Raw genomic sequence first — 12,616 nt, forward strand, 5'->3', positions numbered from 1 at the left:
TTAACCCTCCAGTATTTTTTGAATCATTTTGACATATTGTTGTGTACAATGATCCTTTGTATATTTTTCAAGGAAAACTTTCCTACAATTCTCTCCCATATAGTTAAGTTTAACTTTATCTTCCCATAGTTCTTTTATAGCACTCACAAGTTTAGAGCTCTCTCCTACCTCCATCGAATAGCCAGCATTATTTTTTGTTAAATCTTGAGCAATATCGGATTCCTTCCCCATAATTGCAATTACCGGTTTACCAGCCATCATATAACTATAAGTTTTGCTGGGTACAGCTAGTCCAGTTAAGCCATCTGCTAAGCTTACGATGAAACAATCACTGATATTGAGTGCATCTTGGAAATCTTGCCCGTGTAAGAAATCAAAGATGGTCACATTGTTTAGATTCTCTGTTTCTACAATATTTTTTAGTGTTTGCATCTTATTTCCGTGTCCAGCAAAAACAAACTGAATTCTATTATCATCTTTTAGTTCCCTTATTGCATCAGCAATAGTATCTAGATCTTGACATATCCCCATATTGCCAAAATAAGACACAACAAGGTTTCCATCTTTTTTAATTGAACTGAATAGTGTATTTTTAGATGACTCCACTTCATTTGACAATCCCTTATCCTCATACCAATTAGGAATTACTTCAATTTGCTGCTCAGATAACGATTTTCTATGTTTAAGTAGGTAAGCTTTCATTTCATTTGATAAAGCCACTACTTTATTTACATGCTTAAAAATACTTTTATTAACAATTTTCATCATTTTACTTATAATACTATCCTCTGAAATAGTGTTTGTAATATATGCCATTTCAGGGTACACATCATAACTAACAAAGATTACCTTTGTATTAAATAATTTTTTAGCAAGCGCTGCAATTAACGGTAGAACTGGTGGATTTGAATAAACAATAATTGCTTTATATTTTCTTAGTTGCCAAAATCGTAAAGCAACTGAAAATGTAAATGAGAAATAGTTTATTAATCTACCAATAAAGTTTGTACGCTTAAGTTGAATATATTTTAATCTCTTTATCTTAATATTCCCATTTGTCTCTGTCATTGGTACTTCATCAATTTGATTGTACTCTTTGGGATATCCAGACATCGCCTCAACAGTAAACCCAGATTTACTAAGAGCCAACGCAGTGTCAAATGGTAGTGTAGCAGAGGAAACATATTCAGGATAAAAGTACTGACATAAAAATAAAATATCTTTCTTCTTTTTCATTACATTTACTCCCTACCTTCAGTAAATATAATTGACTCTTCGAATGAAACAACCTCATAGTCTATTTTTTCACAAATTTTTTCAGCGCCAGGACTTCCTGAGATTTCTAAATCATAAACAAACGATCCAAATACCTTCCTCAAAGTCCCTGACAGTTTAATGCCTATTGCAACAGCCCAGTTAAAAATCTTTGATGTCTTAACGTCTTTCCCTTGAGTCTTTGCGATAAGCCTTACTAAATCAGTAGTATTCACATAATCCTTATTTTGAGGAAAATATATACCACCTTGGCTATTATTAATTATTATCCTTATAAATTCAGATAGATTATCAATGTATATCATGCTTCGCTCGTTATTTATATCCGGAAAAATTGGTAGCATTACAGCCAACTTCGCTAGCCTAGCATAGTTCCCAGGACATCCCCTTCCATATACAATCGGTGGACGTAGAATTGCCACATTAAAATCACTAGAATTGATTTCTAATAATAACTGTTCAGCTTCATATTTTGACTGCGCATAAGGGGTCTTTGGAAATGGCTCAGTATCTTTAGTAATATAGCCTGTTTCAGTGCCATAAACCCCCATAGTACTTGTAAATATGAATTGCTTAACACCTTCTTTTTTGGCTTTCTTAGCTAGGTCTACAGTTAAATCTCTATTTATTTTAAAACACTTAGCTGTATCGTTTTCTTTTACATGGACAATTGCTGCTGTATGAAAAATGACATCATATCCAGAGAATGACCTTTCCTTCCATTGGTCATCTCTTATACTAATAAAATCTACAGAATACTTATCAGGATATTGTGAAACCCATTTTTTAAATGAAGTACCTATATAACTATTAATTCCTGTTATAAGTATCTTTTTCATTTCAAAATCTTCTCCTCATTAGTAGATGCTACTTCCGCAAATCCTAAATTAATATCTACCAAATACTTGTTAACATATCTATTTTCGCCAAATAACACAACACCAACAGTCCTAATAATTATTTTTAGATCAAGTAACAAGCTATAATGCTCTACATAATAAACATCAAACTTATACCGGTCTCCTAAAGAAAGATATATATTACCACTTACTTGAGCTAATCCTGTCATACCTGGATTCATATTAAGCCTTTTTGAAATTTCATCCGTATAATCAGCAAGGGATGCTACTCGTTCGGGTCTTGGACCAACAAGGCTCATTTCACCTTTTAATACATTTAATACTTGAGGTATTTCATCTAGCTTACTTCTTCTAAGAAACTTTCCAATGGCCGTGATACGGTCATCGTCTTTCATTACTTCTTGACCTTTAACCATTTTTTCTGAACCTGGTCTCATCGTTCGAAATTTATAGACCTTAAAGATTTTCTTATTTAATCCCGGTCTATCTTGTAAGAAAAACACTGGCCCAGGAGAAGTAACTCTAATTAAAATTGCAATTAATACCCATATTGGAAGAAAAGGAATAAGAACTACTAACGAAACAACAACATCAAATATACGTTTAATTAATTTTTGAAATTTCTTATCCTCCATAACTAACTCTCGACCTCATAATCGATAGGAATTAAATACCCATCAATTAGTTTTATAGACCCGTCATTTTTATTTGTTTTAGCAGACCAAATTCTATATGATTTATCCCCATCTTTGTAAAAGGCACCTGGATAGGGATGTGTAACTGCCCTTACTAACTTATCTGCTTCATCCATAGTCATACTGTTTAAAACTTCGCCATCTTCAGGCTTTCTTCCAGGCCATTCTGTAGCTTCTACTTCATTTTGTTTCGTAAGTGTAATATTGTTATTAACGATATCTTCCCAGTGCTTTGAAATTAATGTAATGTGCATATCATCAACTTTTTGATAAAGTTGAGTTGCTGTAGTATTCTGATCTAATTTAATAACCCCTTGACCGATAATATCACCGGTATCAACACCTTCATCCAACTTAAACATAGTTACACCAGTTTCTTCTAACCCCTTGATAATTGCCCATGGTATCGCCGCTCTTCCTCTACCGATTGGTAATAAAGTAGGATGCATACCAATACAGCCATAAGTCGGTGTTTCAAGTACATCTTTCTTAGCAATTTGTGACCAACCAATAATAAACAACCAATCGATCTGATATTCCTTTAAAGCAGAAAGAACCTCTTGATCGTTGATATTATCAATCTTCAATAGAGGTGCATTGTTTTCATCTGCAATATCATCCAAATAGATTCTTCCAGACTTATTCTTCGCTTTTTCATCTTTAAGCGTAATGAGTAAATCTAGATTTCCACCAATACGATATATTTCTTCAATACAACTTAGCCCTAATTGAACACAAGTTGCAAATGCAATTCTCTTCTTCAACGTATACCATCCTCTCTACTTTCTAGAATCCGCGTCTAAATACACTCTCAAAGGCTTCTGCATAAACCATTCCTGATTGTCCACCACGGTAAGCTGCTAGTCCTTTGATTGCTTCTTTACTTCTAGGATGAGGATAATCTCTCATAACTCCACGATATTGAGCAAGAGCCTCAATTTTTTTATCCACACTCAACTCACCAACTTCAATAAATGTATTAGGTGAAAATTGATTCATGGCTTTATTTAATCCCCATTCAGTAGAGGATGGCACTTCCATGAAAAGTAGTTCTTTAAGAGGTGCTACATCATTTCTTCTTTGGAATAACCTAACTGCGGCTTGGCACGCCATAGAAGTGTGTAGGTGATCATTATTTAAGTCAGCTGGATGATGAGTAAATACAACATCAGCATTTGTTTCTAGAATTGCCGCTTCAATAAACTGAACAAGTTTTAAATGACCAGCATTATTAAACTCTATATTTGGAAAGTTACCAGTTATCACTCTATCAACACCTAATATATTCATAGAGTTGTTCACATCTTCATTAAGCTCATCGGTAGTAGGGCGGAAATTTCTTGCATTCACTTCTCCAGATAAAATGCAGACATTTACTGAATGTCCTTCTTGAGCAAGCTTATACATTGTAGCGCCTGCCCCTAAAACCTCATCATCTGGATGTGCAACAACAACTAAATATGACATATGATTTAACCTCACTTGTTTTTTATTCTCAACTCTTATAATCTATAATTAAACTCTTTATTGGCTTTTTAGTTGGTTAGGACTTAATTAGAATCTGTTATTCTCTATTCCAATCAACTACTAAACTACTAAAATTGTTATCTACTACTGATAGCCACCTCGTAATTTCTATTCAATCTACCTAACAAATACGAAATAGATATTCACTAATTAATCGCTCTTAACCGAGTTTCTTCCTATTATATAAACCATTCAATCAATCTATAATTCTCACTAAAATCGCCTCAAACCCTTATCCCGCAAGGCTTCTAGCATCTTATCTGATTACGATAGTCAGTTCCTTAACTCCATTCAATATTTTCCCATATTTTAGGGTGTCAAAAAGCCTGTCAAATCAACGTTTTCCAAAATCAAAACACCCAATTTTAGCCATTTTATCTTTATATACTAACAAAATGGTACTATGTTATATAGATAAACCCCATATATTGTATATTTTTGTGATTTCTCACTGATTTCAACACAACATATTGTAATTGTCTATTGACCATTCTGACTTCCTTAACTCCATTCAATATTTTCCCATATTTTAGGGTGTCAAAAAGCCTGTCAAATCAACGTTTTCCAAAATCAAAACACCCAATTTTAGCCATTTTATCTTTATATACTAACAAAATGGTACTATGTTATATAGATAAACCCCATATATTGTATATTTTTGTGATTTCTCACTGATTTCAACACAACATATTGTAATTGTCTATTGACCATTCTGACTTCCTTAACTCCATTCAATATTTTCCCATATTTTAGGGTGTCAAAAAGCCTGTCAAATCAACGTTTTCCAAAATCAAAACACCCAATTTTAGCCATTTTATCTTTATATACTAACAAAATGGTACTATGTTATATAGATAAACCCCATATATTGTATATTTTTGTGATTTCTCACTGATTTCAACACAACATATTGTAATTGTCTATTGACCATTCTGACTTCCTTAACTCCATTCAATATTTTTCCATATTTTAGGTTGCCAAAAAGCCCGTCAAATCAACGTTTTTCAAAGTCAAAAAACCCGATTTTAACCATTTTATCTTTATATACTGACAAAATAGTACTATGTTACATAGATAAATCCCATATATTGTATAATTTTGTGATTTTCCGCTGGATTTAACACAACATACAGTGGTTATCTCTTAACCATTCTGACTTCCCATCCCAAATTCAATCCCAAAATGAATGTTGGTTAGAAGTAACCCCTCCAACCAACATTAATGGGTTATAAAAACGGAACCTCTTCGTCGTCCTCTTGTTCATACTCATGTTCCTCAGCATTTGAATGAATACTACACTGAACTCGTCCTTCAACATAGCTAATCTCACCATGATTGGAGCCCGTGTTCTCAACATGATCCTTTAAAAACTGAGAAAATCTCATATCTGTATGATCAATACTCTCTATTGCCAAATATGTCTCATACATCCGATCAATTTCCGCAGTACTCACATGACATGCATCAGCTTCTGCCTTTTCAATCAAACGAAATACCGAGGGTATCGCAATTCCAGCAAGTATACCAAGAATAACAAGCACAGCTAACAATTCGACCAATGTAAAACCTTTTGAATCAAGTTTAACTTTCTCAACACCTAAGCACTTCTCGACCAAACCCCGTATCGATTCATCATTACTTAACAATTCATTCACCTCAGATATTTTCGTAATTTAATATCCAATATGGTCAGTGAACCTATAAGTTAAACACCATGCAATGCATACATAGCCATAATCTAACAATCCCTGTATAATCCCCAATAAAAAACCGAAAGGTTTTTATTAAAGAAATAGTTATAAAGTCAAACAACCTAGCTGCTCATTCTAATTTAGTCAATTAATTAAAAGCATCAGTTCATAAAAACTCACTTCGCAACAAGAAACCGAAGGTTTTCCCGCCTATTAGCAAGATTAACCACAAACTCCTTCAACTCACCCTCAGATAAGTCTTCAAAGTTTTTAAGTAAGTATTCAACCTCCTCATCCTGCTCATGCAACGCCTTCCCAATAAAAATCTTTGGAAAAATCGGCTCAGAATGAATCTCCTTCTCATTCAATAACTCCTCAAACATCTTCTCCCCAGGACGAAGACCCGAAAAAGAAATCCCAATCTCCTCAACAGAATAACCCGAAAGGGTTATAAGGTTCTTCGCCAAATCAACAATCTTAACAGGCTCACCCATATCAAGCACAAAAATCTCCCCACCACGAGCAAGCGAACCTGCCTGAATCACAAGCCGCGAGGCTTCCGGAATCGTCATAAAATACCGCGTCATATCAGGATGTGTAACTGTAACCGGACCACCAGCCTGAATCTGCTTCTTAAACAACGGAATCACGCTCCCACGACTCCCAAGCACATTCCCAAATCTCACCGCAACAAACTTCGTCTCACTAGTCTCCGCCAACTGCTGAATCACCATCTCCGCAATTCGCTTCGTAGACCCCATAACATTAGTTGGGTTTACGGCTTTATCAGAAGATATAAGAACGAAGTTCTTAACTCCAAATGTGTGAGCAGCCCCCGCAACATTCCGAGTCCCAAAAACATTATTCTTAACAGCTTCCCTTGGATTATACTCCATCAAAGGCACATGCTTATGAGCTGCCGCATGATAAACAACATCAGGCATATGTTGCTCCATCACCTCAAACATCCGCTCTCTATCTTGGATATCCCCAATAACAGGGATAATCTGTATAGAATCTCGATAGAGATTCCTTAACTCCATATCAATCGAATAAATACTATTCTCCCCATGCCCAACCAAAACAAGTTTCGCAGGTTCAAACAAACAAATCTGTCGACAAATCTCCGAACCAATCGATCCCCCAGCACCGGTAACAAGCACGGTTTTCCCAGACACATACTCTGAAATTCCTTCAATATCAAGCTTAATCGGCTCCCGTCCCAATAAGTCCTCTACCTCAACATCACGGAACTGACTGACTGGTACATTCCCGAGCATAACATCCTCAATATTTGGCATGATCTGCGTTTTTAGCTTTGTCTTCGAACACTCATCAAAAATCCGATTAATCTCTTTTCTACTTAATGAAGGAATCGCAATGACAATTCTCTCAATCTTGTACTTTTCAACGGCATCGACAATCCCCTTCGAAGTCCCGACAACCGGAATATCGAGGATCTGTAGTTTATACTTACGAAAGTCATCATCAATAAAAGCCGCTGGGCGTAAGCCTAGCTCTGGATTGTTTAACAGTTGCCTAGCTACAAGAGTACCACCTTGACCGGCCCCAATGATCAAGACATTTTCCATATCCTGCTTCTTTTTCATATAACGGTCACGATACATCCGCCATGCAAAACGCGAACCACCAATTAAGATAACATGCAAAGTCCAAGTCGTGAACAAAACACGCCCAAAAATCGGGATATCCATCATGTATTGAAAAATCGCTGTCCCGAGAATCGAGAATGTTACAGCTTTAACAATAATAAGTATTTCCCCAATACTCGCATACTCCCATGCCTTGTTATACAGTTGAAAAATGGAGGCAAATAAATGATGAAGGCCTAATAAAACAAGAACACTCCATAATAGACTTTCAAATCTAACCTCAACCGATGGATGAAGTAGTACATAACTAAAATAAATGGCTGTAAGCACAATCAATGTATCTAATCCTGCCAAAAACGTAACGCGATTACGATAGCTCACCCATGCTCCTCCTCTTCTCTTATTAAGTAAGTTCTGCTCATAAAGAAAGTCCAACTTCATCTAGCAATGGCTCATCACTAAATACGAGTTGAACTTATCGGATAAATACCTAATGAAAATCCATGTAGATGCTGACATACGCTTTCATTAGATATTTATCATTTAGTTTATTTAAATAATGGGCATCGAACCCACCCTCACATCATGCTCTCGACGACATAACGCGTCTAAGGCCTGCAAACTAATGCATCCCACAGCATGATCGAGTGTCCCCATATATAACGGATAGGAGACATCACCGGTCAGGAGTTAACTCTCGAAGCTGTTGTTACATAGCTAGATTTATCTATTTGAAGTTATTCTATAGCTTCAAGTCTTTATAAAACAGGGTCTTTAATCCTTAAAATATAGGAACGAAGTTCCATTATCCTAAAAAAACATTGCTACTATAGAAGAAACAAAAGTTCCTCCCCCGAATATCTCAACATCAAAATATCCCCAAAAACTTCTTCCTTTTCACCCTTTGAGGCACTTCCTTGTAAACATTCAATCCCTCAACAAGCAACTCAGCATTCTCGGTAAACAGATAAACCATATCCACTCCGTACTGTTTCTCAATCACATCATAAGCTTGTCCTAAATGAAACGCACGACTTGTCACATTATGGGCATCCGAAGCAATGAAATGAACAAGATTCGCCTCAATCAACTGCTCTGAAAAACTCTTAATCTTCTTCCCAAACCTGCCACATACACTCCCAGCAGTTAGTTGTGCTAATGCACCCTTTTCTACTAATTTGTATAGCAACTCTGGGCGCTCATGAATTTCGCTATTTCGCTCAGGATGAACAATCACCGGAATGAGCCCTTTCAATTGCAAATCATACAGCAATTTCTCTGTGTATCTCGGTACATGATTTGACGGAAGTTCGACAAACACATAATTTGTATCATTCAACGTCATAATCTGTCCACTTTCGAAATCTTCAGCTAATTCTCCCGTTATTGCAGGCTCTTGTCCAGGTAAGATTTGCAAATCTACCTTTTCCGCTTGCAATCTCTTATTTAGCTCCGCTACTTTTCCCAAGATGTCCTGTTTCGGATTCTCGTAGATTCCATTCTTATGGTGGGGGGTCGCAATGATGGTGGTGATTCCTTGCTGAACAGCTGCTCTCGCCATCGCAAGACTATCATCGTCACTTTGTGCGCCATCATCAATCCCTGGTAGTATATGACAATGCAAGTCTATCATTGCGCTCTCCCCCTCTCCATTTGTCGAAATATAAGTCTTTTAATATAGTACCACCGACCTACAATATGGGTCAAAGGGGGTATTTTGTCGCATTTTGTCGAAATGGTTATTTGGAATTATTTGGCGCCGTAATAGTAGTAATAATCTGAGTTCTCTAGCTTTTTATGATTTAACACCGCACCAAGCAATTTCCCTTTTGTATTTAAAAGTAATTCCTTCGCCTTCGTTGCTTCTTCCATTTCTGTCTTACCGCTATAAATCACCATAACGGTCCCATCACATGAGTTGGCTAGTACTTGGGCATCTGTGACCGCTAAAAGTGGCGGTGTATCAAATATGATGATGTCATAGTTTTCTTTTGCTTCTTTTAAAAATCGTGCCATGCTCTTTGAGCCCATTAACTCAGCTGGATTTGGCGGAATCGGACCACTAGTCAACACAGATAAATTGAACACATCTGTCGGATTAATGGCCTCATTCAACGGAATCTGCCCTGCAAGCACAGTCGTTAACCCAAATGTATTAGTTTGGTTAAAGGTATAGTGCATCGTCGGTTTCCGTAAATCGGCATCAACAATTAATACCTTTTTCTCTTGCTGTGCGAACGTAACCGCTAGGTTCGCTGCCGTTGTCGACTTCCCTTCTCCAGGACCAGCAGACGTCACCATGATCGTTTGAACGTCTTCATCCACAGAAGAAAATTGGATGCTTGTCCGTACAGTCCGATATTGCTCAGAAATCGGTGATTTCGGGTCAATCGAGGTCACTAGTTTTCGGCGTGTTTCGGTTGTCGGTTTCTTTGCTTTTTTCTTAAGACCCAACTGTCTCACCTCTTGCTTTTGTATTACGTGCTTGACGTCTTGCAGATGCTTCTACCATCTTCGCTTCATCAATGACTGAAATTACACCTAGGATTGGAAGCTCAAGCACTTTCTCAACATCTTGCTCATTTTTAACCGTATTGTCTAAGTACTCTAATAGGAATGCAAGTCCCACACCAGCCATTAAGCCAACAACTAAGGCAATCGCGATATTTAGCATCGGTTGTGGTTTTACTGGAGATTGTGCATCTGCAACCTCTGCTGTCCAGAGCACACTCACATTGTCGACTTCAAAAATGTCGATTACTTCTTTTGTGAACACAGAAGCAATCGTATTGGCAATGTCCACCGCTTGTTGAGGATTTTCATCTTGTACAGAAATATTCATAACCTGGGAATCATCCGTTTGCACCGTAACTTTCCCAATCAATTGTTTGCCATCCATATCTAGGTTCAATTCATTTGCAACGATATCTAAGATTCTCGGACTCGTTAATATTCTTTGATAAGTATTAATAAGCTGCATGCTCGTCTGCAGTTCATTCGAATTGTAATATAGCTGATCTTCTGATTTTTTGTTAACTAATATCTGTGTTGATGCTTGATAAATCGGCGTTAGAAAGAAAAAGCTGACTACTCCCGATATAATAACGGCTGTTAACGTAATCGCTAGGATTAAAGCCAAACGTTTTCTAAGTGTCTGCAGCAACTCTTTTAAACTAATTGTTTCTTCCATGATATCCTCCGCTCTTTTTCTACAAATCTTTTAGTATTATAGCATATCAACTTGTAATAATTGCCGTTATTTGTCATAATTTTATTAAACTTGTCATGTGCCCTTAGCACTACTTTATTTAAACATGGATTGTGACTTTTATTAAGGTATTTTAGAAACATGGCATAATTTACATTTAACTGGAAGAGAGGGTGATCTCCTTTTATGAAACGGTTCCTTGTCACACTTCTCGCACTTGGCTGCATTGCGGTTCTCATTGTCGGAAACAAACACTGGAAAGAGAAAACCTTCGTTGCAGCAGAGAAAGGCAAACAAGAAATACCACTCGAAGTAGAAGAACCTCAAGTTGATCCCGAATCATTCCTGAAGCTTACAGCAAACTGGCCTGCCCAAGCAAAGGAGAACTATCAACTTGCCCTTGAAGAAAATCGACCGTTTACGATTTTAATCGCCGGTTCCACTGATGCTCTCGGCTCAGACGAAACCGCTTGGAGTACAATCGTAAAAAAAGAACTCGAACAAACTTACGGCGAAACCGTCCAAGTGATCGTCAAAAGCTATGATCTTACCTCGAAGCAATTTAAGGATAAAGACAAACTTGAAGAGTTAATCGCCGAAAAGCCAGATGTCACACTTCTCGAACCTTTTACCTTAATGGACAATGGCAATGTCATGATTAGTGAATCCCATCAGACGATTGAGGAAATCATGACAGGATTAGCAGAGGAAAAGCCTGAACATGTTTTGCTTCTCCAGCCTCCAAACCCACTTTATCAAGCAAACTACTATCCAGTTCAAGTGGATGCCTTGCAAAAGTACGCAGACGAGGAAAAGATTCCTTATCTGAATCACTGGACAGCCTGGCCAAATCCAGACAAAAAGGAAATTCAAGCTTACTTAACAAAGGATAGCCAATCAATAACCCCTAGTGAAAAAGGACATCAAGCATGGGCAGAGTTTGTCTTGGATTACTTTATTGCAGATTAAGAAACTAATAGAAAAGGAGCGTCCAGAAATGGAACAGCTCCTTTTTTGTTGTATGGATCTTGAATTCTATAGTTGGTTCGCTAGGAATGTCACGGCTGTGCTTAAAACGGCTGTCATTAAAATGAGCGAAAAATAAAGAAGCTTCTTATCCCGTGCTTTCTTCCTCATTCTCTCCTCTGGAGTCATAAAATACGACTTGGACATGATTTTTCCCCTTTACTATTTGATGGCAACTGGCTAGCCTTGCTGAATTAGCGGAGGCCCCTATAGCTTTGCGTCATCACCTTTCAGTGATTTTGCCTTTATACACAAATCACTATTCATTATAATCCTAGGGGGAAATATATGGAAAGCTACTTTCGTAGGGTTTTGTCTAATTGTGTCGATTTTAAGGCGGGGAGGAATGACCTAGATGTTGATTTCCGCTCCATACAACCATATTCCTTTACACAGCTCCTAATAACAAAAAAAAGACGCATCTGCGCCTTATGCTATTTCGTAATGACTCTACGAATATCCACTTTTAAGTCTTCTAGCAATCTTTCAACGGTCATCTCTTTCTCTGTCATACCCTTTTCATAGGTACGCTTAAGCAAGTCGAAAAACTCATCCTGTTTTCCACTCATATCCGACATCTCAGTATTCAATAGTATAATCCTCCGTGGTAATCTGACATTATTCTATTAAAATTCGGAACATTTGTAAATCCTTTTCCAATAATTACTTCTTTTCCTAGGAAACTATGGGGAATATTGACAGAATTTAATGACCTCTATCA

13 protein-coding genes and 1 riboswitch are annotated in these 12,616 nt (G+C 37.1%); of the genes, 1 reads left to right on the forward strand and 12 read right to left on the reverse strand.

What is annotated here, in order from left to right:
- The 10 genes from LG336_RS26025 to LG336_RS26070 all read right to left on the reverse strand — a co-directional run bounded on the left by LG336_RS26025 (window position 1) and on the right by LG336_RS26070 (window position 10,851).
- Window positions 1-1,236, reverse strand: coding sequence for a glycosyltransferase family 4 protein (locus tag LG336_RS26025; protein WP_404330373.1), 1,236 nt, complete (start codon window positions 1,234-1,236; stop codon window positions 1-3).
- A gap of 5 nt (window positions 1,237-1,241) precedes the next feature.
- Window positions 1,242-2,114 (reverse strand): NAD-dependent epimerase/dehydratase family protein, encoded by an 873-nt coding sequence (locus tag LG336_RS26030; protein ID WP_404330374.1) that lies wholly within the window; start codon window positions 2,112-2,114, stop codon window positions 1,242-1,244.
- Window positions 2,111-2,770 carry a sugar transferase gene (locus tag LG336_RS26035; protein WP_404330375.1) on the reverse strand — a complete coding sequence of 220 codons (660 nt, stop codon included), beginning with the start codon at window positions 2,768-2,770 and terminating at the stop codon, window positions 2,111-2,113. The genes LG336_RS26030 and LG336_RS26035 overlap by 4 nt, the downstream gene beginning before the upstream one ends.
- 2 nt (window positions 2,771-2,772) lie before the next feature.
- A complete protein-coding gene (locus LG336_RS26040; protein WP_404330376.1) occupies window positions 2,773-3,594 on the reverse strand; it encodes a formyltransferase family protein in 822 nt (273 codons plus the stop codon).
- Window positions 3,595-3,616: 22 nt separating this feature from the next.
- Entirely contained in the window at window positions 3,617-4,297 is a 681-nt protein-coding gene (locus LG336_RS26045) for a PIG-L deacetylase family protein (RefSeq protein ID WP_075983040.1), read from the reverse strand.
- 1,286 nt (window positions 4,298-5,583) lie between these two features.
- Complete coding sequence (locus tag LG336_RS26050) at window positions 5,584-6,003, reverse strand: type IV pilin protein (protein WP_404330377.1); 420 nt, start codon at window positions 6,001-6,003, stop codon at window positions 5,584-5,586.
- Window positions 6,004-6,224: 221 nt separating this feature from the next.
- On the reverse strand, window positions 6,225-8,042 hold the full coding sequence (locus tag LG336_RS26055) for a polysaccharide biosynthesis protein (protein WP_404330378.1): 1,818 nt from the start codon (window positions 8,040-8,042) through the stop codon (window positions 6,225-6,227).
- A gap of 487 nt (window positions 8,043-8,529) precedes the next feature.
- Entirely contained in the window at window positions 8,530-9,294 is a 765-nt protein-coding gene (locus tag LG336_RS26060) for a tyrosine-protein phosphatase (RefSeq protein WP_404330379.1), read from the reverse strand.
- Window positions 9,295-9,410: 116 nt separating this feature from the next.
- Window positions 9,411-10,115 (reverse strand): CpsD/CapB family tyrosine-protein kinase, encoded by a 705-nt coding sequence (locus tag LG336_RS26065; protein WP_404330380.1) that lies wholly within the window; start codon window positions 10,113-10,115, stop codon window positions 9,411-9,413.
- The gene (locus LG336_RS26070; protein WP_404330381.1) at window positions 10,105-10,851 is read right to left on the reverse strand and encodes a YveK family protein; all 747 of its coding nucleotides are present in this window, start codon (window positions 10,849-10,851) and stop codon (window positions 10,105-10,107) included. Before LG336_RS26070 ends, LG336_RS26065 begins: the two co-directional genes overlap by 11 nt.
- Window positions 10,852-11,055: 204 nt before the next feature.
- Here LG336_RS26070 and LG336_RS26075 point away from each other — a divergent pair, with 204 nt between their 5' ends.
- Complete coding sequence (locus LG336_RS26075) at window positions 11,056-11,838, forward strand: SGNH/GDSL hydrolase family protein (RefSeq protein ID WP_404330382.1); 783 nt, start codon at window positions 11,056-11,058, stop codon at window positions 11,836-11,838.
- Window positions 11,839-11,904: 66 nt separating this feature from the next.
- On the opposite strand, the gene LG336_RS26080 is transcribed toward LG336_RS26075, so the two are convergent.
- Together LG336_RS26080 and LG336_RS26085 are read right to left on the reverse strand one after the other, a co-directional pair.
- A complete protein-coding gene (locus tag LG336_RS26080; protein ID WP_404330383.1) occupies window positions 11,905-12,042 on the reverse strand; it encodes a hypothetical protein in 138 nt (45 codons plus the stop codon).
- Window positions 12,043-12,063: 21 nt separating this feature from the next.
- A riboswitch (cyclic di-GMP riboswitch) is annotated at window positions 12,064-12,149 on the reverse strand.
- Window positions 12,150-12,329: 180 nt separating this feature from the next.
- Window positions 12,330-12,485 (reverse strand): hypothetical protein, encoded by a 156-nt coding sequence (locus tag LG336_RS26085; RefSeq protein ID WP_404330384.1) that lies wholly within the window; start codon window positions 12,483-12,485, stop codon window positions 12,330-12,332.
- Window positions 12,486-12,616: the final 131 nt, after the last annotated feature.

Source organism: Mesobacillus maritimus, from assembly GCF_044803185.1.
Lineage (GTDB): Bacteria > Bacillota > Bacilli > Bacillales > Cytobacillaceae > Mesobacillus_B > Mesobacillus_B maritimus_B.

Bases quoted from the DNA above. Each gene is read 5' to 3' on its own strand.
- LG336_RS26025 (WP_404330373.1), bottom strand. From the start codon at position 1,236: ATGAAAAAGAAGAAAGATATTTTATTTTTATGTCAGTACTTTTATCCT.
- LG336_RS26030 (WP_404330374.1), bottom strand. From the start codon at position 2,114: ATGAAAAAGATACTTATAACAGGAATTAATAGTTATATAGGTACTTCA.
- LG336_RS26035 (WP_404330375.1), bottom strand. From the start codon at position 2,770: ATGGAGGATAAGAAATTTCAAAAATTAATTAAACGTATATTTGATGTT.
- LG336_RS26045 (WP_075983040.1), bottom strand. From the start codon at position 4,297: ATGTCATATTTAGTTGTTGTTGCACATCCAGATGATGAGGTTTTAGGG.
- LG336_RS26060 (WP_404330379.1), bottom strand. From the start codon at position 9,294: ATGATAGACTTGCATTGTCATATACTACCAGGGATTGATGATGGCGCA.
- LG336_RS26070 (WP_404330381.1), bottom strand. From the start codon at position 10,851: ATGGAAGAAACAATTAGTTTAAAAGAGTTGCTGCAGACACTTAGAAAA.
- LG336_RS26075 (WP_404330382.1), top strand. From the start codon at position 11,056: ATGAAACGGTTCCTTGTCACACTTCTCGCACTTGGCTGCATTGCGGTT.
- LG336_RS26080 (WP_404330383.1), bottom strand. From the start codon at position 12,042: ATGTCCAAGTCGTATTTTATGACTCCAGAGGAGAGAATGAGGAAGAAA.